This is a genomic window from Streptomyces sp. NPDC092369, from assembly GCF_044755245.1.
Lineage (GTDB): Bacteria > Actinomycetota > Actinomycetes > Streptomycetales > Streptomycetaceae > Streptomyces.
Map to the genome: position 1 here is coordinate 284,424 of NZ_JBIVQP010000002.1, position 21,973 is coordinate 306,396.

Genomic DNA, 21,973 nt, shown 5'->3' on the forward strand with positions numbered 1-21,973 from the left:
CGTAGCCTGCCCCCGGGCCCTGTGAGGCCGCCCACATTCACACGCCGGTCCGTTCAAGGGTCCAGGTCAGTCATCATGTCGTCGCGTCCTGCCTTTGGACCACCGCACATCGAGCTGCGCGGACTGGACTTGAACCAGTATTTCGACGCCGTGGGGGCCTGGGCCCGGTGGATACGGCGATGGACGGCGAATACTGAGTCTGGAGCGAGAGTCTGAGATTGATTCATCACGACAAGCTTCAGCATCAGCTTTGCGCTCTTCGCGCACCCCGGTCACAAGGACCGGGGAGTCTTGAATTCAGGAACCCTGAACTTCCGGCTACTGGAAAAGATAACCGAACACGGAGTCCCCGACCCGCTGATCGACGACCTCGACGCCATTGGCCTCCTCCCGCGCGAACTTCACCGCCTGCTGCAACTTCTCGACCCGGTCGAGGAGTTCGTTGACGCGGCGGGCGGGCAGCGCGCCGGAGAACTTCACGGTCGTCCAGTACCCGACGGGAATGTCCTCGTAGTACACCTCGACCTGCGCGGGATGCTTCTCGGTGGCCTCGGCCTTCACGTGGTTGCGAGGCACCTTCTTGGTCCGAAGGGTCCGTACGGCCTCGGTCTTCCACGCGTCGGTCGACGGATCCTGCACCCAGAACTCGGAGGCGTCGAGAACGGGCAACCTCCGCACAAAGGCGTTGAGTTCGACGAGCTGCTTCTCCAGAAACAACAGATACGACACGGGCACATCGGCGACGACCACACGCCCGTCCACCGTCACATCCGCCCGCGCCTCGCAGTTGGCCCAGTCCTTGGTGGCGGTCACGTCGAACAACCGCGTAAGCGTCGCCGCGGTCTCCTTCAACACCCCTTCGGCCTGCACCTGCACCCGGGTCGACTCGGGCGGCAACTGCTCACCCTCCTCGTCCTTCGACTGATACGTCCGCGAGATACCGGCCAGCAACGCGGGCTTCTGCAACCCGTGCTGGGCAGCGGTGAGATCCTGGTGGGCCTTGGACTTGATGCCCTTCTCGACTGCGATGATCTGATTGAGTTTCGCCACGAGAAGGAAAGTAGCAACGTCAACTCCCGTAAGGCGAAAGGTTTTCCGTCACTCGCCGAATGAATCGGCGACGGCCCGGAAAAGCGTCTCGGCATCGTCGACCGCCCGGGCCAGGACCAAAGGCTCCGGTTCTGCGCCCCATCCCGATCCCAATCCACCGAGCACCCCGTCGAGACCCCGCAGCCCGGCCCGCTCCAACAACCGCTTCTCGTTGGTCACCCACTCCCCCCGCGCCGCGAGCAAGCCGTGCCCGGTCTGCACGCCGGCCGTCGCGACGGCCCCGACGACCTCGGTGAGCCGACCGCTCGGAACGTGATTGGCCTTGGCGTAGGCGAGGGTGATGCGGGCAGTCCCGTACCAGCGCGCGGCAGCGGAGACCCGCAGCGCCTCCGGATACCGGTCCGGCCGCGGCACTTCCCCCTCCCCCCGCAGCACCTGATTGATCGCCAACTCGGCGACGATCAGGTAAGTGGGAATCCCCGCGAGATGAAACAACAACGGCTCCACCCGGAACCGCCCCTCCTCCGCCTCCGCCACCTCGTGCTCGACGACATCGAGATCGCGATAGTGCACGTCGACCCGCCGCCCGTCGACGGTGAGCCAGGCCCCGCCATTGAAGACCCCGCCTCCCCACCCGCCGACTTCGGAGACCTCCCCCTCCCACCCCACGGCACGAAGATCCTCCGGATCGAGGGCACCGCGGTAGTAGACGGCAAGGTCCCAGTCACTGTCGGGACGATGCGTGCCCTGCGCACGAGAGCCGCCGAGGGCCACGGCACGGACGCTGGGAAGGGCGGCCAGGCGATCGGCGACCGTATCGAGGAAAGCCCGGTCGTCTCTGCTCATGTCACCGCTCACGTCAGCCATGACAGCAGCCTGCCCCTCGCCCGACCGTCAGTGCCACGCGTTATCAGTGCACGCGGTGGCAGGGTCGTCGTCGTGAAAATGAGGTGAGGCCCGAGCACCCGCCCTCTAGGGTGCCCGCATGCGCAGCGACTCGGATCCCGAAGTGGTGCTCCGGCGGGCCACCGCCCCCGACGCCCGTCCCGCCGCCGACGTCTGGCTTCGGTCCTTCGCCGCCGCTCTGCCGACCGTCGTCAGTCCGCGGTCCGCGGACGACGTGCGGGGCCACTTCCGGGACGTGGTGGTGCCGTTTCGGGAGACGTGGGTTGCCGATGCAGGGGGGACTGTCGTCGGGGTGATGGTCGTCAACGGGGACGAGCTCTCGCAGCTGTATCTCGAACCCGACTGGCGTGGGCGCGGGATCGGGGATCTGTTCGTCGGGCTGGCCAAGGAGCGCAGTCCGCGGGGGCTGGCCCTGTGGACCTTCCAGGTCAACAAGCCCGCCCACCGCTTCTACGAGCGGCACGGCTTCGTCGCCGTCGAGTACACGGACGGCAGCGGGAACGAGGAGCGGGAGCCGGATGTGCGGTACGTGTGGCGACCGTAGGGCGCGCGCCCGGTTGCCTCAACGGGCCTTCCCCGTCGCCGCGTTGCGCGCCAGCTCCAGCGCGTACGTCGGCCACCACTGGCCCGCCGCCGGCCCGCCCCGGCACGTGCCGTCGGACTCGCCCGGACGTTTGATCCACAGGTAGGCGTCCAGAAGGGCGTTGCCCGTGCGGGTCGTGGGTGGAGTGCCCAGGGCGCGGCCCGGGGGATTGCACCAGGCGTCCGTGCCGGTGGCAGCGGCGTTCGGGCCGTTGCCGTTGCGGCTGGTGTCGATGACGTAGTGCTTGCCTCCGAGATCCTTCGACAGCCACTCGCCGTACGTCGAACTCGCCGCGTTCGTCTGGAAGTTGGAGACGTTCAGCGCCACGCCGTCGGCCCGGGCCACGCCCGCCGACTTCAACGCGGCGACCAGGCGCCAGGCCTCCGGGATCCACGCGGAGTTGCCCGCGTCGAGGTAGACGTGGGTGTGCGGCTGCCGCTTGAAACGGTCCACCGCGTAGGCGAGCAGCGCGTACCGCTCGGTCGCCGCCACCCGCGTGCAGCCCGCCACCACCTGCGCCACCGCGTCCGGTTCGACGATCACGTACGCGCCCCGGTCGCCCAGCGCCGTCGCGAACTCATCCGCCCAGGCACGGTAGTCGGCCGCCGTGGCGGCACCGCCGCCCGAGTACTGGCCGCAGTCGCGGTTCGGGATGTAGTACGCCACCAGCACGGCGAGGCGGCCCGCACGCTCGGCCGCGGTGGTGCGGGCGCGGACCACCGGGCCGGGGTTCGGGCCGTTCAGCCACTCCGCCTGGGGATGGTCGGCGATACGGTCCATGAGGGCGGCGTCGGCCGTCCGGCCCTCCCCTCGCCACTGGGCGGACTGCCGGGCCGCGCGGGAGTCGGGGTCCGTCCACAGGTCAGCGGACGGCTCCGCGGCACTGTGGGAGGCACCCGTGCAGCACAGGCCGGCCAGCAGCACGGCCGGCAGCATTCGCGGCACGGACCGGGACCTCGGCCCCGGTCCCGTCAGTCGAGCGGGCAGGTTCCTGAACACTCGCTTCTCCGTCCCCGGCGCGACTCACTCGCCCTGACGGGAGTCTGCGGGTACGGCTCCGCAGTGCCCGGCGCCTCACCGGGCAGGTCGTCGGAAAATCACCCCGACGGCGGTCGCAGCCGCTCGCCGGCCGACGCCGTCACAGCATCGGCAAGTCCGCTCCCCGGCCCCCGATGCCGATACGCCCAGGCCGCCGCCTGCGCCGACAACTGGACGAGGTTCGGCTCCGAGGTGTCGGCATCAAGGTGTCGGTACTCGACCGCAGTAAGGATGACGACGCGTTCGGGCAGGCCCAGGTCGTCATGGAAGCCGGTCGCGAGGATGTCCGCGGCGGCCTCGGCGGCCGCAACCCCCGCCGCGTGGTGGGCGTGGACCAGTGCTTCGAGTTCGCGGAGGTAGGCGATGTACGCCCGGACGTCCCGCGGAGTCATCAGCGGGCCGTGGCCGGGGACGACGACCTCGGGGTCGAGGGCGAGGACCGTCTCGCAGGCGGCCACGATCGCGGACAACGGGCCGTCCCAGTGCACGGGGTGGTCGCCGGCGAACAGTACGTCCCCGGCGCAGACCACCCGTTGGGCCGGGAAGTGGACGATCAGGTCACCGGCCGAGTGAGCCGGTCCCACCTCGATCAACTCGGCCTCGATGTCGCCCACTTGAAGGTCGTACCGGCCGGAGAAGGTCGTGGTGGGCGGGACGGTCTCCACGTCCTCGTACCGGTAGCGGCCGAAGTGCTCGCGCGCGTACCAGCCAAGCGGTTCGTCGGGCGGTGTCCCGTGGGTGAGGAAGTGCATCTGCTGGGGTGACGGTTCGCGGCACAGGTGCTCCGCGCTGGCCCGGGTGGCGATGATCTCGGCGCCGGGGAAGCAGCCGTTGCCGAAGGTGTGGTCGCCGTTGACGTGGGTGTTGACGATCGTCCGCGCCGTGACGTCGGCGGACAGCGCCCGACCGGCCGCCGCGATCAACGCCTCCGTCATCGGCCGGTCGTAGGGGGTGTCGACCAGCGCCGCCTGCTCGCCCGAGGTGATCAGCAGACAGTTCGCGAAGCCCCAGGTGCCGACGTGCTGCGGCGCCCACAGATGGAGGCCCTCGGCAACCGGAACGAGTCCGTCAGGAAGGTTCATGCCCTCATTCTGACCGCAGGCCCTTACGTCCCCTCACCCCCCGCCCCACACCCGCCGCTTCACCAACGGCCGCGCATAGCCCCCCGCCCGGCTCGTCGACAACCCCAACTCCACCAGCGACTCGGCGAGTTTGACCGCGGCCCCCACGCCGTCCACCACCGGCAGGCCCAGTTTCTCCCCAACCACCCTCTGCAGCCCGGTCATTCCGGCGCACCCAAGGACCAGGACCTCCGCCCCCGCCGCCCGCACCCGCTCCGCCGCCGCCACGAACGCCTCCTCCGTGCGGTCAGGGTCGCCCAGGTCAAGGACGCCGAGCCCCGTGCCGACGACGGCGGCGCAGTTGCGGCCCACGCCGGCCAGCTCCAGGCTGTCCTCGATCTGGCCGCAGGACCGCTCAAGGGTGGTGACCACGCCGTAGCGCCGCCCCAGCAGACACGCCAGGTGGGCCGCCGCCTCCGTGATGTCGACCACGGGTACGTCCACCAACTCCCGTACGCCTTCCCGCCCGTGCTCCCCGAAGCCGGCCAGCACGACGGCGTCGTAGGCGGGGCCTTCGTATGTGCGCAGCAGGTCCATGACGGCCGCCGCCGAGAGGTAGCTGTCGAGCCAGCCCTCCGCCGACTCCGGGCCCCAGGTGGGGGTCAGACCGGTCACGGAGGTGCCCGGGCCTGCGGCGGCCCGGGCACCTCGTACGATCTCCTCGGTCATCTCCTGCGTGGTGTTGCAGTTGGTGACGACGATCCGCACTCCGCTCAGACCCCCACCTCGACGGCCGGTTCGGCGCCGCGCTCGGCGCGCTCGCTGCGGCAGATCAGCAGGTACAGGCCCGCCCCCAGTGCCGTGCCGATGAACCAGGAGTACGGGGCCACATCGCTGAACGTCTTCACCAGCGCGAGCACCGCCGCGACCGCCGCCGACGGCAGGAAGGCCGCCAGCGCCTTGGGGTTGACGCCGTTCCGGTAGTAGTAGCGGGAACCGGGGCGGGCGTCGAAGAGTTCGTCGACGTTCACCCGGCCGCGCTTGACCCAGTAGTAGTCGACCATGATCACGCCGAACAGCGGGCCCAGGAAGGCGCCGAGGCCGCCGAGGAAGTAGTTGACGACCGTGGGGTTGGAGAAGAGGTTCCACGGCGTCACGACCAGCGCGGCCACCGTGCTGATCATGCCGCCGATCCTGAAGGTGATCTTCTGTGGCCAGACGTTGGCGAGGTCGTACGCCGGTGAGACGAAGTTGGCGACGATGTTGACGCCCATGGTGGCGACGGCGAACGTCAGCGCGCCCAGCACCATCACCCAGGTGTTGCCCACCTTGGCGACCAACTCCGCCGGGTCGGTGATGGCCTGGCCCCAGACCTCCAGCGAGCCGGCCGTGACGATCACCGAAACGACCACGAACGCGGTGGAGTTGATGGGCAGGCCCCAGAAGTTGCCGCGGCGGACGGTCCTGTAGTCCGGCGCGAAGCGGGAGAAGTCGCAGAAGTTGAGCATCAGCGTGCCGTACGTCGCGAGGATCAAGCCGATCGCGCCGAACCACTGGCGCCACTGCTCGCCGACGGATACCGGGTGCGGGGTGGAGGTGAGCGAGAGACTCCAGCCGGCCTTCGACAGCACCCACACCGCCAGCGCGATCATCACCAGCCAGATCGCGGGACCGCAGAAGTCCTGGAACTTCCGTACCGACTCCATGCCCTGGCTGATGATCACCGCCTGGATCAGCCACAGCGACACGAAGGAGATCCAGCCGAGGGCGTCAAGTCCCAGGAAGGAGTGGTGAGTCCAGGATTCCAGGCCCGGCCAGGCGGCCAGCAGCATCACGTTGACGGCGACCGAGGCCAGGTAGGTCTGGATGCCGTACCACATGATGGCGATCACGGCCCGGATCAGGGCCGGGATGTTGGCGCCCCAGACGCCGAAGCTGATGCGGCTGACGACCGGGAACGGGACGCCGTGCGCCTGCCCGATCCGCCCCATCCAGTTCATGCCGACGTAGATGAGCACGAAGCCGACGAGCAGGGAGGTGAAGACCTGCCAGACGTTCATGCCGAGGACCAGCAGGCCGGCGGCGAAGGTGTAGTTGCCGAGGTTGTGGACGTCGGACATCCACATGGCGAAGAGGTCGAAGACCTTCCAGTTCCGCTTGCCGGCGGGGGCGAGGTCTTCGTTGGTGAGCCGGGGGTCGGGGACGAACGCTGGGGCGCCGGTGGCTTCGGCGCGGTCGGCGAGGGACACGGGGCCTCCATGAGCGACGGGGCTGGGGGACGAAGGAGGACTGCTTGCCGGGTCGTTTGGTATACCAAACTGCCGACATGGTCCCGCCGTCAAGCGTTCCGACCGATGTCCGTCCCGTTACGTCTCCGTAAATGCACCCTCACCCGCCGCCGCGGGAACACCCGCACGTCAGCGAAGATGGGGCCATGGGCGCCATGACGAAGATCGAACCCCTCGGTGCGGTGCGCGAGCGGGTCCTGGCCACGCTGCGGCAGGACATCATCGCGGGCCGGCTGCGGGCCGGGGACCGGCTGGTCGAGCGGGAGCTGGCCGAGCGGTTCGGCGTCTCCCGGGTGCCGGTCCGGGAGGCGATCCGGGTCCTGGTCGCCGAGGGCTTCGTCCTCTTCGAGTCCGCCCGCCGTACGGTCGTACGCCGCCTCACGCCCACCGACGTCAAGGAACTCTTCGAACTGCGCGAGGCGCTGGAGGTCTACGCGGCGGGCCTCGCCGCCCAACGGGCCACCCCTGAGGCACTGACGGAGCTGCGCGAGCTGCTCACCCAGGCGGCCACGGCGACCGAGGCCGGCGACGGCGAGACCATCACGGACGTCAACACCCGCTTCCACGACCGCATCCTCGCCCTCGCCGGCAACAGCCTCCTGATCTCGGTCATGGAACCGGTCGACGGCCGCCTGCGCTGGCTCACCCGCCAGAACGAGGAGTGGCCCCAACTCCTCACCGAACACCAGGAGTTGTACGAGGCGATCGCCTCCGGCAACCCGGACCGGGCCCGCGCCCACGCCCTGGAACACGTACAGGCCAACTACCGCTCCACAGTGCGGCATCTGTTCGGGGACGCGGAGGCGGACACCTGACGAGGAGGCACCGCACGACCCGGGCGACCCAGGCCCTAGGCCCTAATCCCTAGGCCCTAATCCCGAACCGTCAGGCCGGCGGCCGAACCCGCCGTGCGCAGCACGTCCCGCAGCATCTCCGGCGTCAACTTCCCCGTGAACGTGTTCCGTTGGCTGACGTGGAAGCAGCCGAACAGGTCAATCCCGTCGCCCCCGTCAGTCCCGTCGCCCCCATCCACCCCGTCGAGCCGCACGCGCGTGCCGTGCCCGAAGACCGGGCGCGGCCGAGGAACCGTCCAACCCGCCCCCGCGAACGCCGGCAAGGACGCCTGCCACCCGAAGGCGCCGAGCACGACCACCGCGCGCAACGTCGGTCGCAGCAAACGGAGTTCATCGACCAGCCAAGGGCGGCAGGTGTCCCGCTCCCCCGGGGTGGGCTTGTTCTCGGGTGGCGCGCAGTGCACGGGGGACGTGATGCGCACGCCGTGCAGGGCCAGGCCGTCGTCCGCCGAGACCGCCGTCGGCTGGTTCGCCAACCCCACGTCATACAGGGCCTGGTAGAGCACGTCCCCGGACCGGTCGCCGGTGAACATCCGGCCCGTGCGGTTGCCGCCGTGCGCGGCCGGGGCGAGGCCGATGATCAGCAGCCGGGCGTCCGGCGGGCCGAAGCCCGGTACCGGCCGGCCCCAGTACGTCCAGTCGGCGAAGGCGGCGCGCTTGACGCGGGCCACCTCCTCGCGCCAGTCGACCAGCCGGGGGCAGGCACGGCAGTCCGAGATGCGCAGGTCGAGTTCGGCGAGAGGGTCCACGTCACCACCGTAAGACCCTCCGCGCTACGTCCACGCCGCCCCGAGCGCCACGAATCCGCAGATCAGGAGGAACAGGATCGCCAGCAACGGCCATACGAACCGCAGGTACCTGTCGTATCCGATCTTGGCGAGGGCCACGCCACCGATCGTCACCGCCGTCGTCGGCACCCACAGGTTCATCCAGCCGCTGGCCGCCTGCCAGGCGGTGACGACGAGGGCGCGGGAGACACCGGCGAAGTCGGCGAGCGGGGCGAGGATCGGCATGGCGAGGGTGGCGTGGCCGGAGGTGGAGGGGATCAGGAAGGCCAGCGGGAGGTCGGCACGACAGAGCCCGGCCCTGCGACCGCCCTCGTCCAAGAGCTCCGCACCGCACGGTCGTCGCGACGCGGATCGGCTCCTTCCGCCACGACCCTCCCACCCGTGACCTGACCGGCGTTCCGGAGACGGATCACGACGTCACACCCGCGTACTAAGGTCGACGGCATGGCTTCGGAAGCAGAGGTGGAGAAGGACGGGCAGGCCGCCGCCGTGGCCGGGGCGGACGGGTCGGACACGGACCCGGAGGCGGCCGACGCGGACGGCACGATCGTCGACCGAAAGGCCGCGAGCGCGCAGACGGCCGTCGTCGACCCGAAGGTGGCCGCCGCGATCGCCGCCGCCGAGGCGGCCGGGCCCTCGGACGGCGTGTCCGTGCGCATCGACAGCTGGATCTGGTCCGTACGCCTGGCCAAGACCCGCTCGCTCGGCGCGAGCGCCTGCAAGGGCGGGCATGTGCGGGTGAACGGCCAGAACGTGAAGCCGTCGCACACCGTCCGGGTCGGCGACGAGGTGCGGGTGCGGCAGGAGGGCTGGGAGCGGGTCGTGATCGTCAAGCGCCTGATCCGCAAGCGGGTCGGCGCCCCGGTCGCGGCCCAGTGCTACGTCGACAACTCCCCGCCCCCGCCGCCGCGCCAGTTCGTCGGCGCCCCGGCCGGCATCCGCGACCGCGGCACGGGCCGCCCCACCAAGCGCGACCGCCGCGAGATGGAACGCCTGCGCGGCCTCATGGACTCGGCCACGGCAGCCCGCACCACCCGGTCGGAGGGTGACGGGCCACGGGATCAGGGACCTCAGGAGCGGTGACGTGACGGCCGTGCCGTGACATGGGTCGGTGGCGTCCGGCGGGCCGAGCAGGCCCGGGCCGGACGCCGCCGTCTTCGTCGGGTCACGCCCGCAGTCCCACCAGTCGCAGCAGATCCGCGTTGTGCCGGCGCCGGGCCCAGGCGATGAGGACCAGGGGGACGATCAGGATGATCGGGGTCGCCGCGTTCTCGCCGTTGAAGACGGTGAGCTGGACGACGAACGCGCCGACCATCAGGGCGCTCAGCGCGACGGCCGCCACAGACTGCAGCACCGGGATCAACAGCGCGATGCCACCGGCCAGTTCGAGCGCGCCGATGACGTACATGCCCGTGCTGCCCCAGCCGATCCTGTCGAAGGAGTCGACGGCCGCGGAGTTCGCGATCAGCTTCGGCAGGGCGCTGGCGACGACGTAGAAGAGGGCGAGCACCACCTGCAGGGTGCGCAGGGCGATCCGGGCCCGACGGCCGCGCGTGGTCTCGGACTCGGCGATGACGGGACGGCGAGCGGCGGCGGTGACGGGGGCGGTGGTCTGGGACATCGTGGTCTCCTGTGATGAGCGGTTCCTGTCGCTTTCACAGAGGTAGACCGGGCCTCGCCCCGTAACTCATCGCGGACCGCGGAACGTTGTCGGACCCGATCGGACCGGATCGGACTGGAGCGGAAACCACCCGTGCCCGATGTACCAGTGGCCGCCCGCCCGCAGATGGTCCCCGACGGCCCGCTCCACGGCCGTCCGCCGGGGCAGGTTCTCGACCGCCAACTCCGGGTCCCCGAACACGAACTGGACCGGTTCGGAGTCGGACGGTTCCACGTCGGCACGGGCGAGCCGGAAGCGGTCCTGGAAGCGGACGATGTTGGAGTACTCGGGCAGGTAGTCCCTCAACTGCGGGTCCAGCAGCCAGGAATGGCAGAGCCCGGCCCGGTACTTCTCCTCGGGATAGTGCCGCGCGAAGAACTCCCGGGCCAGCGCCAGCGAACGGTCGCAGGCGGCCGGTGACAGCGGGCCGAAGAAGTCGGGGATGTGGAGGTTGAGACAGGCCGTGCCGGCCGTCGCGTCCAGCCCGGCCGCCGCGACCGCCCGCGCGGTGCGCTCCCCGAGCCGGGCCCGCTCGAACTGCAGCCGGCCCAGCTGGTACAGCTCGCCCCGGAAGTGATGGGTCAGCCACCAGGGGGCCTGCACGCCCAGCTTCCCGTACCGCCTGCGGTGCACCACCATGTTCCGCCCGAGGTCGGCGAGGGTGCGCCGGGACACCTCGTCCGGCACGCCCCGGGCGCGGTGGTACGCCCGCGTGTACGGCAGGGCTGCCACGAACACGAACACCGGGAAGCAGCGCTGCAGGTCCCCCGACGGCCAGTCGAGCTCGGGCAGGTCGACCGCGGTGCCGATCTCCCCCATCCCGCGGACCAGTTCGTCGACCGACGCCTCCAGGAACCGCAGCAGTTCCGGGTCGTCGGTCACTCGCCTGCCGATCTGGACGAGTTCGTTGATGTCCTCGTGGGGTACCGCCAGGTCGAAGAGCGTCTCGGCCAGTTCCTCGGCTACCGGAAGCACGTGATGAACCCCCTGCACGTCATGGACCCGTGCAGACCCTTATGGACCCGCATGGACCCTTATGGACCCGTTGTGGTGGACCTCCGCACCGAAGAGTACGTTGCAGAGAGGAACGGTGATCAGCGATGCGTACAGGCAGTGAACCGACGACCGCGCGCAGTGCCCTGCGGGCCCGCTTCTGGCTGACCGTGTGGGGACTGGTCTGGACGGTCTTCGGCACGGTCGCCTTCGCCCTCGCCGGCCGTCCCGGGTGGGCGCTCGCCTGCGGGGTGCTGTGGCTGGTGATCACCGTCGACCTGGCGTTCGTCCTGCGGCACATCAGGCAGGGCCCGCACTATCAGCCGGGCCCGGACATCCCTCCGTACCGGCCGCCGGAGAACCGCCGGCGGTAGCCCGGGAAGGCGTACGGAAAGCCGTCCGGAACGGCTCCAGGAAACGCTCCGCGTCAGGACTCGAAGTCGGCGTGCCGCAGGTACTGCGGGTTGGGGTCCAGCGCGGCGGCCAGCCGGAAGTGCCGCTTGGCCAGATCGGACAGGCCCCGGCGCTCGTAGGTGCGGGCCAGCGCGAAGTGCGCGTACGCGTTGTCCGGCTCGCGCTCCAGGACGATCGTGAACTCCAGCTCGGCGGGCCGCAGTTGCGCGGCGGCGAAGAAGGCACGCGCGCGCAGCAGCCGGGCGGCGGTGTTCTCCGGGTGTGCGGCGATGACCGAGTCGAGCAGCCTCACCGCGCCCCGCGGGTCCCGCGCGTTGAGCAGTTGCTCGGCGGCACGGAAGTCGATGACATGCGTCTCCGGAGTACGTCCGGTCGAACCGCTGATCTCGGGCACGGCACAGTCCTTCCCTGTCTCAAGCAGTTCAACGCCCCGACAGCGAGCCGCTATTCCTCGGACGCCCGCTCCGCCCGCTCCGTCCCGTGCGCCCCACGTGTCAGCTCCGCCCACACGTCCTTCACCCGGCGCTCCAGATCCGCCAGCGGTACGTCGTTGTCGATGACGACGTCCGCGATCGCCCGGCGCTGCTCCCGCGTCGCCTGGGCGGCCATCCGCGCGCGGGCGTCCTCCTCGGTCATGCCGCGCAGCCGCACGAGCCGGTCGAGCTGGGTCTCGGGACTGGCGTCGACGACGATCACGACGTCGTAGCGGGGAGCGAGGCCGTTCTCGGCGAGAAGGGGCACGTCGTGGACGACGACCGCGTCGTCGGGGGCGGCCTCTTCGAGTTCATGGGAGCGGGCACCCACGAGCGGATGCACGATCGAGTTGAGGACGGCGAGCTTCGCCGGGTCGGAGAAGACGATCGAGCCCAGCTTGGGGCGATCGAGACTGCCGTCCGCGGCGAGCACGTCCGCGCCGAAGGCGTCCACGACCGCCGCGAGACCGGGCGTACCCGGCGCCACGACCTCGCGCGCGATGCGGTCCGCGTCGATCAGCACGGCCCCGCACGCGACGAGCAGCCGTGACACCTCACTCTTGCCGGCGCCGATACCACCGGTCAGTCCCACCGTCAGCATGAGCGGCAGCTTAGGGCCTTGTCAGGCGGATCATGCGGGCGGGGGGGGGCGCCCCCCCCCCCCCCCCCCGCCCCCCCGCGGCGCCGCCCCCCCCCCCCCCCCCCCCGCCCGACCGACCCGCTAGTTGTCGCCCTCGCGCTCCGCGAGGAACCGTTCGAATTCGAGCCCGATCTCGTCGGCGGACGGGATGTCCACCGGCTCGGCGAGCATGTTGCCCCGGCTCTCGGCGCCCGCGACCGCGTCGTACTGGTTCTCCAGGCCCGTGACGAGGGCCGTGAGCTCCTCGTCGCCCTCCTGGATCTGCCGGTCGATCTCCGTCTGCGTGCGGTGCGCGTCCGTGCGCAGGCCATGGGCGAGAGTGGGCAGGACCAGCCCGGTGGCGGCCGTGATGGCCTCCAGGGCGGTCAGGGCCGCGTCCGGGTAGGGGGACCTGGCGATGTAGTGCGGCACGTGCGCGGCGACGCCCAGGACGTCGTGTCCGGCCTCCATGAGGCGGTACTCGACGAGGGACTCGGCGCTGCCGGGGACCTGCGCCTCGTCGAAGGGGCTGCGGTGGCCCGGGACGAGGTCCGTGCGGTTGCCGTGCGGGGTCAGGCCCACGGGGCGGGTGTGCGGTACGCCCATGGGAATGCCGTGGAAGTTCACCGCCAGGCGGACGCCCAGCCGCTCCACGATCTGCTCGACGGCCTTCGCGAAGCGCTCCCACTCCACGTCCGGCTCCGGGCCCGACAGCAGCAGGAAGGGCGCTCCGGTGGTGTCCTGGACCAGCCGGACGTCGATGGTGGGCTCGTCGTAGTCGGTCCACTGGTCCCGCTTGAAGGTCAGCAGCGGGCGGCGGGCGCGGTAGTCCACGAGCCTGTCATGGTCGAATCTGGCCACGACCTGGTGGGGCAGCGAGTCGAGGACCCGATCGACGATCTGGTCGCCGGTCTCGCCCGCGTCGATGTATCCGTCGAAGTGGTAGAGCATGACAAGACCGGCCGACTCCTGCGCGAGCGCCATGTCGACGACAGCCAGGCCTTTCGGCTCCCATGCGTACAAACCCTGCGGATCAAGCACAGTGACGCTCCTCCTCGTGTTCGTACTGCACAACACGCCCAGGGACACGGGCATTCCCACCCGCGCCCCTGATCAGGCCTCTCTTACTGCCTTTTCATGCCCTGCCGAGCCGCCTCATGCGGAGAGCACGCGCGTGTGCAGGGCGGTCACCGCCTTGCGCGCCGAGGTGAACGCCCCGTGCTGCCAGGCGTCCGTGTAGCTGAGCCAGTCGCCGGCGAAGTACACGCGCCCGGTCGGCTCGTTCAGCGGCTTGTAGCGGGGGTCGTCGGGTCCGCCGGGGGTGCTGTGCCAGGCGGCCTCCAGGTGGGGCGTCTGCCGCCAGTGGTGCGAGAACGAGGACGCGAGTTCGCTGCGGTACTTCTCCCCGTAGATCTTCACGCCCGCGGCCACCGCCCGTGCCTCGCGCGCCTTGGGCGTGAGCTTCGCGTAGCTGTCGGCGTCGTCGCCGTAGTTGTAGTACCCGACGAGGACCCCGCGTTCGCCGTGGAAGCCGTACGAGGGATGCCAGATGTGGGTGACGTCCTGGTCGGTCTCGGTGATACCGCCGTAGATGCCGTGGTCGAGCTCCCACCAGCGGGACCGGTACTCCAGCCCGATCTTCGCGGCCGACGACGGCTTGATCGCCTCCAGCGCGGACTGCACCCCGGAGCCGAGGTTGTGCGGCACCTTGGCGAGGATGTTGGGCGGCAGCGCGGCGACGCAGTAGTCGGCCTCGACGACCTTCGTACGACCGCCCTGCGCATACGTCACCGACACCCCGCGCCCGGTGTCGCTGATCTTCTTCACGACCGCGCCCGTACGTATCCGATGGGCGCCGACCGCCTTGCTGAGCGCCTTGGGGATCTGGTCCATGCCACCGACCGGCTGGAACATCAACATGGCCTGGTCGAAGCCGAATTCGAAGGAGAAGTACCGCCCCACGCCGCTGGCGAGGACCTCGGAGGCGCTCGGCACGTCCCCGAGCAGCACACCGGGGGTGCCCGCGGCGGCCGGAACGGTCGTGTACCCCCGCCGCTCTCCGCCCTCGTACGTCAGGGTGTCGCCCAACTCCCCCCAGTCCTTGAGGAATTCGACCAGCCGCTCCTGGTCGGTCGCGGTCAGCTCCTTGTCGAGCGCGCCCTTGTCTGTGGCCTTGGCGAGCAACTCCGATACGTAGCCGTACACATCGGCCTTCGCCGTGCGGTACCGCACGGGCTTCGTCATCCCGGCGGACTCGTTGTAGAGGTACGCGTCGGCGTTGACGTTGGTGAACACCTCGATGGGAACGCCGAGTTCACGACAGTAGTCGAGGGTGACCATCCACTGCGGGATCCGCGCGGGCCCACAGTTCATGTACTGCCCGTCGTGAAAGCGGGCGGTCTGCGTGTTGCCGTAGAGGTCGGTCGTGGAGTCCCCGCCCCGCACGGTGAAGTTACGCCCGCCGGTCCGCCCCCTGGCCTCCAGAACCGTACAGTCGTAGCCGGCTTTTCCCAGCTCGTAGGCGGTGGCCAGGCCGGCGATGCCACCGCCGACGATGACGACCTTGGCGGCGGTCCGTCCGGTGAGCGTGAAGTCGCTCGTGCCGAGGGCACGAAAGCTCTGATCCCGTCCGGCCGCCTGGGCGGAGGGGGCGAGACCGAGGGCCCCCATGGTGGCGAACATCGCGCCCGCACCGCCGGTGATACCCACGTTGCGCAGGAACGCACGCCGACTCTGAGTGTGTGCCATGTGTTCGGCTCCCCTTCTCCGCTCATGGATGACCGGGGAAGCCTGGCAATGGCCCGTTACGGCCCATCGGTTACTGGTGTATCCCGCGAGTTTCTGCAAGAGCGGTGAGCGGGACGCGCCCGGAAAGGGGCGCGGGGAACTGCGCGCTCGGCCCTCACCGGGCCGGCAGCCAAAATGACTGAGGGACCGCACCTCGAAAGGTACGGCCCCTCAGTCAACTGCTAGGCCTCAGCGAGCCAGCGTTCAGCTCTGTCCGCCGGCGAGCTTCTCCCGCAGCGCGGCAAGCGCCTCGTCGGAAGCAAGCGCACCGGAGGTGTCCGCACCCTCGGAGGAGTACGAACCGCCGCCACCGCCACCGGCACCCGCCGCGGCCGGAGCCGCCGCGTCGCCACCCTCGGCGGCCGCCGCGGCGTCCGCCTCACGCGACTTGATGACCTGCTGCTGGTGCTGCTCGAAGCGGGTCTGCGCCTCGGCGTACTGGTTCTCCCACACCTCACGCTGGGACTCGTAGCCCTCGAGCCAGTCGTTGGTCTCGGGGTCGAAGCCCTCGGGGTAGATGTAGTTGCCCTGGTCGTCGTACGACGCGGCCATGCCGTAGAGCGTCGGGTCGAACTCGACCGAGGCCGGGTCGGCACCGAAGGACTCGTTGGCCTGCTTCAGGGACAGCGAGATCCGGCGACGCTCGAGGTCGATGTCGATGACCTTGACGAAGATCTCGTCGTTGACCTGGACGACCTGCTCCGGGATCTCCACGTGGCGCTCGGCCAGCTCGGAGATGTGGACCAGACCCTCGATGCCCTCGTCCACGCGGACGAACGCACCGAACGGAACCAGCTTCGTGACCTTGCCGGGCACGACCTGGCCGATCTGGTGGGTCCGGGCGAACTGCTGCCACGGGTCTTCCTGGGTCGCCTTCAGCGACAAGGAGACACGCTCGCGGTCCATGTCGACGTCGAGGACCTCGACGGTGACTTCCTGGCCGACCTCGACAACCTCGGAGGGGTGGTCGATGTGCTTCCAGGAGAGCTCGGAGACGTGGACCAGACCGTCGACGCCACCCAGGTCCACGAAGGCACCGAAGTTGACGATCGAGGAGACCACACCGGAGCGGACCTGACCCTTCTGGAGGGTCGTGAGGAACGTCTGGCGGACCTCGGACTGGGTCTGCTCCAGCCAGGCACGGCGGGACAGGACCACGTTGTTGCGGTTCTTGTCCAGCTCGATGATCTTGGCCTCGAGCTCCTTGCCCACGTAGGGCTGGAGGTCGCGAACGCGGCGCATCTCGACCAGGGAGGCCGGGAGGAAGCCACGGAGGCCGATGTCGAGGATGAGACCACCCTTGACGACCTCGATGACGGTACCGGTGACGATGCCGTCCTCTTCCTTGATCTTCTCGATGGTGCCCCACGCCCGTTCGTACTGGGCGCGCTTCTTCGAGAGGATCAGGCGGCCTTCCTTGTCCTCCTTCTGGAGAACAAGGGCTTCGATCTCGTCACCGACGGCGACGACCTCGTTCGGGTCGACGTCGTGCTTGATCGAGAGCTCGCGGCTCGGGATGACACCTTCGGTCTTGTAACCGATGTCGAGGAGAACCTCGTCCCGGTCAACCTTGACGATGACGCCGTCGACGATGTCGCCATCGTTGAAGTACTTGATCGTCTCGTCGATAGCGGCGAGGAATGCTTCCTCGTTACCGATGTCGTTGACCGCAACCTGCGGGGTGGTGGCGGTGGTCTCGGTGCTGCTCGTCATGTGGGAAAGGGCTCCGGTACGGACATTGAAGTCGTAGGTACTGCTACGCCGGGAGCCCGTGTCGCTCTGAAGAAGCCGGACAGCCTAGGAAGCGCCCCAACAGCAACTGGAGAACCAGAGACTGGAGATGGCGCCTCGACAACCGAGGGGACATACAACAGATGCGAGCGCAGCCTGCTACGTCTGAGGAGCGCAGGCCCGCAGCGCAACTTGTAGCATACGGGGGCAGCCGGACAGGGTCAATGCGCGAAGGCGCACACCCGGGGCGGATCGCCGCATACCCGGCACAAGAACTGTCTCCGGAGGCCACGCGGGCCTTGGGACACCTCTTCCGTGACACCCGCAGACGCCCGCGGGCGTCCCGGATCGGAGGGAAGAGTACGACGAGGGAGCCGATCATCCAAGAGTCCGAAGCGGCCGAAGCGTTCGACGCGCAGGAGCCGGAAGCGACCCGGCGTCAGGCCGACGTCACCGAGAGTTCGCGGGCCAACCGGGGCTGGTGGGACCGGAACGCCGACGAGTACCAGGTCGAGCACGGCACCTTCCTCGGTGACGACCGTTTCGTCTGGAGTCCCGAAGGGCTCGACGAGGTGGAGGCGGAGCTGCTCGGCCCGCCGGAGGAGCTGAAGGGGAAGGACGTCCTGGAGATCGGCGCCGGCGCGGCCCAGTGCTCGCGCTGGCTGGCCGCCCAGGGGGCCCGCCCGGTCGCCCTGGACATCTCCCACCGCCAGCTCCAGCACGCGCTGCGCATCGGCTCGCCGTTCCCCCTGGTGTGCGCCGACGCGGGCGTCCTCCCCTTCGCGGACGGCTCCTTCGACCTGGCCTGCTCGGCGTACGGCGCGCTGCCCTTCGTCGCCGAACCGGTGCTGGTGCTCAAGGAGGTGCACCGGGTGCTGCGCCCGGGCGGCCGGTTCGTCTTCTCGGTGACGCATCCGATCCGCTGGGCGTTCCCGGACGAGCCGGGCCCCGAGGGCCTGTCGGTGTCCGCCTCCTACTTCGACCGCACGCCCTACGTCGAGCAGGACGAGGAGGGCCGCGCGGTCTACGTCGAGCACCACCGCACGATCGGCGACCGGGTCCGGGACGTCGTGGGGGCGGGCTTCCGGCTGGTGGACCTGGTCGAGCCGGAGTGGCCGTCCTGGAACACCTCGGAGTGGGGCGGCTGGTCCCCGCTGCGCGGGAACCTGATCCCGGGCACGGCCGTCTTCGTGTGCGTAAGAGACTGACCGCGTGATCCGTTACGACGCGCTGGACGCCCTTCCCGTCCGTGGTGCGCTGCCCGCGCTGGGCGACGCCCTGGCGGGACACGGCACGGCGGTCCTCGTGGCGCCTCCGGGCACCGGCAAGACGACCCTCGTCCCGCTCGCCCTGGCGGGCCTGCTGGGCGACGGGCCCGCGCGCCGGGTCGTCGTGGCCGAGCCGCGCCGGATCGCGGCCCGGGCCGCCGCCCGGCGGATGGCGTGGCTGCTGGGCGAGCGGGTCGGCGAGAGCGTCGGGTACACCGTGCGCGGCGAGCGGGTCGTCGGGCGGCACGCACGCGTGGAGGTCGTCACGACGGGTGTGCTGCTGCAACGGCTGCAGCGCGACCAGGAGTTGGCGGGCGTCGACGTGGTGGTCCTCGACGAGTGCCACGAGCGGCATCTGGACGCGGACACCACGGCGGCGTTCCTGTGGGACGTGCGCGAGACGCTGCGCCCTGAGCTGCGCCTGGTGGCCGCGTCGGCGACGACGGACGCGGCGGGCTGGGCCCGGCTGCTGGGCGGTGCGCCGGTGGTCGAGGCCGAGGGCACCTCATACCCGGTGGAGGTGGTGTGGGCGCCGCCGGTACGGCCCGTACGGCCGCCGCACGGCATGCGCGTCGACCCGGCGCTGCTCACGCATGTGGCGTCGGTGGTGCGGCGGGCGCTGGCCGAGCGGGACGGGGACGTGCTGTGCTTCCTGCCGGGCGTGGGTGAAATCGCGCGCGTGGCGGGGCAGTTGGGGGATCTCGGTGACGTCGAGGTGCTCCAGGTGCACGGGCGGGCGCCGGCCGCCGTGCAGGACGCGGTACTGGTGGCGGGCGCGCGGCGCCGGGTGGTCCTCGCGACCTCGGTCGCGGAGTCGTCGCTGACGGTCCCCGGTGTGCGGTCGGTCGTCGACTCCGGTTTGGCCCGGGAGCCGCGGGTCGATCACGCGCGCGGGCTGAGCGCCCTGGCGACCGTACGGGCCTCGCAGGCCGCGGGACGGCAGCGCGCGGGGCGGGCCGGGCGGGAGGCGCCGGGGGCGGTGTACCGCTGCTGGGCTGAGGCGGAGGACGCGCGTCTGCCGCGTTTCCCGGCTCCGGAGATCAAGGTGGCCGACCTGACCGCGTTCGCCCTCCAGACGGCGTGCTGGGGCGATCCGGACGCGTCCGGGCTGGCCCTCCTCGACGCACCGCCCGCCGGCGCGATGGCGGCGGCGCGGGCGGTGCTCACAGCGATCGGCGCGGTGGACTCCGCCGGGCGGGCCACGGACCGGGGAGTGCGGCTGGCGCGGCTGGGGTTGCACCCCCGACTGGGGCGGGCGTTGCTCGACACCTCGGGTGCCGGCGCCGAGGTCGTGGCACTGCTCAGCGAAGAGCCACCACGGACGTACGGGGACGATCTCGCCGCCGCACTGCGGGCCGCCCGGCGCGGCGGCGACGCGTATGCGGGGCGTTGGCGCACCGAGGTGCGGCGACTGCGGTCCGCCTCGACGGAGTCCGCCGACCCCCGCGCCCGGCATGTCGAGGCTCCGCCGAGTGGCGCCCTGGGCGACGACCACCTCGTGGGTCTCGTCGCAGCCCTCGCCTTCCCCGAGCGCGTCGCCAAGGCCGAGGGCGGCTCGTATCTCATGGTCTCCGGCACGCGCGCGGAGCTCGGCGTGGGCACCGGCCTGCGCGGCGCCCCCTGGATCGCCGTGGCCGTCGCCGACCGGCCCGTCGGGCGAGGGCACGCACGCGTGCAGCTCGCGGCGACCGTCGACGAAGAAGTCGCCCGAGCCGCGGCCGGGGCGCTGCTCGATGTGCGCGAGGAGGTCCACTGGGCCGACGGGGACGTCGTCGCACGCCGCGTGGAGCGGCTGGGGGCGATCGAGCTGGCGGTGCGGCCCCTGAAGAAGGCCGACCCCGTCCTCGTACGCGAGGCGCTTCTGGAAGGGCTGCGGCAGGAGGGGTTCGGCCTGTTGCGGTGGACTCCCGACGCCCTCGTACTGCGTCAGCGGCTCGCGTTCCTGCGGCTGCGGCTCGGGGAGCCGTGGCCCGATGTCGGTGACGACGCTCTCCACGCGCGCGTGGACGAGTGGCTGGAGCCGGAGCTGGGGCGGGCCCGGCGGCGGGCCGATCTCGGGCGGATCGAGGCCGGGCAGGCGCTCGGGCGGCTGCTGCCGTGGGCTTCCGGACAGGCCGGCCGGCTGGACGAGTTGGCGCCCGAGCGGATGGCCGTGCCGAGCGGGTCCAGGATCCGGATCGACTACGGCGATCCCGAGCGGCCCGTGCTCGCGGTGAAGCTGCAGGAGATGTTCGGGCTCCAGGAATCCCCCGCCGTCGCCGGGGTGCCGCTGCTCGTGCACCTGCTCTCCCCCGCGGGGCGGCCCGCCGCGGTGACCGCCGATCTGGCGTCGTTCTGGCGGGACGGCTACAAGGGTGTGCGGGCCGAACTGCGGGGCCGGTATCCGAAGCATCCGTGGCCGGAGGACCCGGCCACGGCGGAGCCGACGCGGTACACCAACGCGCGGCTCAGGCGGTGACCGGTTCCGGCGCCGAGGACTCGGCCGGTTCCGGGTCGGCCGGGCGGCGGCTGCGCGCCTCCAGATAGAGGGAGAGGGCCAGGAGGAGGACGCCGAGGCCCAGGAAGCCCCAGGGGAGGTACGAGGTCAGGAGCAGGACCAGGGTGCGGTTGGACTTGACCAGGTCGACGGTGTGCTCGATGTAGTCCTCGCGCATCTTCACGTGCCCGGAGAACGCGGTCACCTTGTCCTTGTCGCCGAGCAGCGTGCCGCCGCGCAGCTCCTCCTTGTGGATCTCCTCGCCGTAGACGGGGGCGCCGGTGGTGGGTTCGACCCAGAACTTGCGGACCGTGGTGTACCAGCGGGTGGTGCCCGTCTTGGCGATCGACTCGGCGGTGATGCCCTCGACGGGCAGGATCTTGGGGAAGGCGACCTTGGTCCAGGGGATGGTCTGCTCGAAGTAATAGACCTTCAGGCCGCGGAAGTTCTGCGTGCCCTCGTAGTGGATGGGGGCGCTGGTGCGGGTCTGCGCGTCGAAGTAGACGTAGTCCCGCTTCTCGGTCAGGAAGGGCCACTTGAACTCGATGCCCTGCCGTTTCACCGGATCGTTGTCGACCATCTCGCCGGGGGCGTGGACGGGTTCCTGGGAGTGGGCGTCGAAGATGTAGCGCTCGGGGAGCTTGGAGACCATCCTGCCGTCGGGGCCCTGGACATAGGAGAGGCTGTCCCAGACGACAACGTCCTTGCCGTACGACTTCTCGACCTTGTCGGCGGCCTGCACATTGCCCTTGAGGGTCTGCACGATGGTGACCTTCGGGACCTTCTTCGCCGTCATCGTGCCGTAGTCGAGAAGGGTCGCGTCCTTCGCCTCAAGGACCATGTCCTGGTACTGATTTGCCGGGATCTTGGCCAGGCGCGGGAAGGCGTACCAGCGCAGCAGCGGGGACAGCGCCGTGCAGAACACGGCGAGGGCGAGCAGGACCAGACTGGCCTTGCGGCGCATCTCGGCCTCCCGGGCGGACG

21 protein-coding genes and 1 pseudogene are annotated in these 21,973 nt (G+C 70.4%); 6 read left to right on the forward strand and 16 right to left on the reverse strand.

Annotated features, from left to right (window positions below):
- Positions 1–318 precede the first annotated feature (318 nt).
- Both ACIQI8_RS10935 and ACIQI8_RS10940 read right to left on the reverse strand, forming a co-directional pair.
- Positions 319–1,050 carry a hypothetical protein gene (locus ACIQI8_RS10935; protein WP_402347289.1) on the reverse strand — a complete coding sequence of 244 codons (732 nt, stop codon included), beginning with the start codon at positions 1,048–1,050 and terminating at the stop codon, positions 319–321.
- A gap of 48 nt (positions 1,051–1,098) precedes the next feature.
- Complete coding sequence (locus tag ACIQI8_RS10940) at positions 1,099–1,917, reverse strand: nucleotidyltransferase domain-containing protein (protein ID WP_402347292.1); 819 nt, start codon at positions 1,915–1,917, stop codon at positions 1,099–1,101.
- 118 nt (positions 1,918–2,035) lie between these two features.
- On the opposite strand from ACIQI8_RS10940, the gene ACIQI8_RS10945 reads away from it, so the two are divergent.
- The gene (locus tag ACIQI8_RS10945) at positions 2,036–2,500 is read left to right on the forward strand and encodes a GNAT family N-acetyltransferase (RefSeq protein WP_402347295.1); all 465 of its coding nucleotides are present in this window, start codon (positions 2,036–2,038) and stop codon (positions 2,498–2,500) included.
- 18 nt (positions 2,501–2,518) lie between these two features.
- On the opposite strand, the gene ACIQI8_RS10950 is transcribed toward ACIQI8_RS10945, so the two are convergent.
- From ACIQI8_RS10950 to ACIQI8_RS10965, 4 genes are all read right to left on the reverse strand, one after another.
- The gene (locus ACIQI8_RS10950; protein ID WP_402350354.1) at positions 2,519–3,475 is read right to left on the reverse strand and encodes a glycoside hydrolase family 6 protein; all 957 of its coding nucleotides are present in this window, start codon (positions 3,473–3,475) and stop codon (positions 2,519–2,521) included.
- 161 nt (positions 3,476–3,636) lie between these two features.
- Positions 3,637–4,659, reverse strand: a complete 1,023-nt coding sequence (locus ACIQI8_RS10955; protein WP_402347298.1) for an MBL fold metallo-hydrolase — start codon at positions 4,657–4,659, stop codon at positions 3,637–3,639.
- A gap of 33 nt (positions 4,660–4,692) precedes the next feature.
- Positions 4,693–5,406, reverse strand: coding sequence for an aspartate/glutamate racemase family protein (locus ACIQI8_RS10960; RefSeq protein WP_402347301.1), 714 nt, complete (start codon positions 5,404–5,406; stop codon positions 4,693–4,695).
- Positions 5,407–5,411: 5 nt separating this feature from the next.
- Complete coding sequence (locus tag ACIQI8_RS10965) at positions 5,412–6,887, reverse strand: NCS1 family nucleobase:cation symporter-1 (protein WP_402347304.1); 1,476 nt, start codon at positions 6,885–6,887, stop codon at positions 5,412–5,414.
- 194 nt (positions 6,888–7,081) lie between these two features.
- Between ACIQI8_RS10965 and ACIQI8_RS10970 the strand changes: the two genes are divergently transcribed.
- Positions 7,082–7,741, forward strand: a complete 660-nt coding sequence (locus tag ACIQI8_RS10970; protein ID WP_402350357.1) for a GntR family transcriptional regulator — start codon at positions 7,082–7,084, stop codon at positions 7,739–7,741.
- A gap of 56 nt (positions 7,742–7,797) precedes the next feature.
- Here the strand turns inward: ACIQI8_RS10970 and ACIQI8_RS10975 are convergent, their stop codons facing one another.
- The gene (locus ACIQI8_RS10975) at positions 7,798–8,529 is read right to left on the reverse strand and encodes a uracil-DNA glycosylase (protein ID WP_402347307.1); all 732 of its coding nucleotides are present in this window, start codon (positions 8,527–8,529) and stop codon (positions 7,798–7,800) included.
- Positions 8,530–8,553: 24 nt separating this feature from the next.
- Positions 8,554–8,847: pseudogene (locus ACIQI8_RS10980) on the reverse strand (YfcC family protein); the annotation flags it as partial.
- A 165-nt stretch (positions 8,848–9,012) separates the two neighbouring features.
- Here ACIQI8_RS10980 and ACIQI8_RS10985 point away from each other — a divergent pair.
- Positions 9,013–9,651: an RNA-binding S4 domain-containing protein gene (locus tag ACIQI8_RS10985; RefSeq protein ID WP_402347310.1), complete on the forward strand. Its 639-nt coding sequence runs from the start codon at positions 9,013–9,015 to the stop codon at positions 9,649–9,651.
- A gap of 82 nt (positions 9,652–9,733) precedes the next feature.
- Here the strand turns inward: ACIQI8_RS10985 and ACIQI8_RS10990 are convergent, their stop codons facing one another.
- Together ACIQI8_RS10990 and ACIQI8_RS10995 are read right to left on the reverse strand one after the other, a co-directional pair.
- The gene (locus ACIQI8_RS10990) at positions 9,734–10,189 is read right to left on the reverse strand and encodes a DoxX family protein (RefSeq protein WP_402347312.1); all 456 of its coding nucleotides are present in this window, start codon (positions 10,187–10,189) and stop codon (positions 9,734–9,736) included.
- 66 nt (positions 10,190–10,255) lie between these two features.
- Positions 10,256–11,203, reverse strand: a complete 948-nt coding sequence (locus ACIQI8_RS10995) for an acyltransferase domain-containing protein (protein ID WP_402347315.1) — start codon at positions 11,201–11,203, stop codon at positions 10,256–10,258.
- A gap of 125 nt (positions 11,204–11,328) precedes the next feature.
- Between ACIQI8_RS10995 and ACIQI8_RS11000 the strand changes: the two genes are divergently transcribed.
- Complete coding sequence (locus tag ACIQI8_RS11000; protein ID WP_402347318.1) at positions 11,329–11,595, forward strand: DUF6343 family protein; 267 nt, start codon at positions 11,329–11,331, stop codon at positions 11,593–11,595.
- Between the two features lie 53 nt (positions 11,596–11,648).
- On the opposite strand, the gene ACIQI8_RS11005 is transcribed toward ACIQI8_RS11000, so the two are convergent.
- From ACIQI8_RS11005 to rpsA, 5 genes are all read right to left on the reverse strand, one after another.
- Positions 11,649–12,029, reverse strand: coding sequence for a tetratricopeptide repeat protein (locus tag ACIQI8_RS11005; RefSeq protein ID WP_402347321.1), 381 nt, complete (start codon positions 12,027–12,029; stop codon positions 11,649–11,651).
- A gap of 50 nt (positions 12,030–12,079) precedes the next feature.
- Entirely contained in the window at positions 12,080–12,709 is a 630-nt protein-coding gene (gene coaE, locus ACIQI8_RS11010) for a dephospho-CoA kinase (RefSeq protein WP_402347324.1), read from the reverse strand.
- Between the two features lie 120 nt (positions 12,710–12,829).
- Positions 12,830–13,768 carry a PAC2 family protein gene (locus ACIQI8_RS11015; protein WP_401727263.1) on the reverse strand — a complete coding sequence of 313 codons (939 nt, stop codon included), beginning with the start codon at positions 13,766–13,768 and terminating at the stop codon, positions 12,830–12,832.
- A 114-nt stretch (positions 13,769–13,882) separates the two neighbouring features.
- A complete protein-coding gene (locus ACIQI8_RS11020; RefSeq protein ID WP_402350360.1) occupies positions 13,883–15,409 on the reverse strand; it encodes a flavin monoamine oxidase family protein in 1,527 nt (508 codons plus the stop codon).
- Between the two features lie 309 nt (positions 15,410–15,718).
- Entirely contained in the window at positions 15,719–17,227 is a 1,509-nt protein-coding gene (gene rpsA, locus ACIQI8_RS11025; protein ID WP_402347327.1) for a 30S ribosomal protein S1, read from the reverse strand.
- A gap of 242 nt (positions 17,228–17,469) precedes the next feature.
- Here rpsA and ACIQI8_RS11030 point away from each other — a divergent pair, with 242 nt between their 5' ends.
- Positions 17,470–18,453: a class I SAM-dependent methyltransferase gene (locus tag ACIQI8_RS11030; protein WP_402347330.1), complete on the forward strand. Its 984-nt coding sequence runs from the start codon at positions 17,470–17,472 to the stop codon at positions 18,451–18,453.
- 4 nt (positions 18,454–18,457) lie between these two features.
- Entirely contained in the window at positions 18,458–20,971 is a 2,514-nt protein-coding gene (gene hrpB, locus ACIQI8_RS11035; protein ID WP_402347333.1) for an ATP-dependent helicase HrpB, read from the forward strand.
- Here the strand turns inward: hrpB and ACIQI8_RS11040 are convergent.
- On the reverse strand, positions 20,961–21,953 hold the full coding sequence (locus ACIQI8_RS11040) for a DUF3068 domain-containing protein (protein ID WP_402347335.1): 993 nt from the start codon (positions 21,951–21,953) through the stop codon (positions 20,961–20,963). The two genes, hrpB and ACIQI8_RS11040, sit on opposite strands and share 11 nt — an antisense overlap.
- Positions 21,954–21,973: the final 20 nt, after the last annotated feature.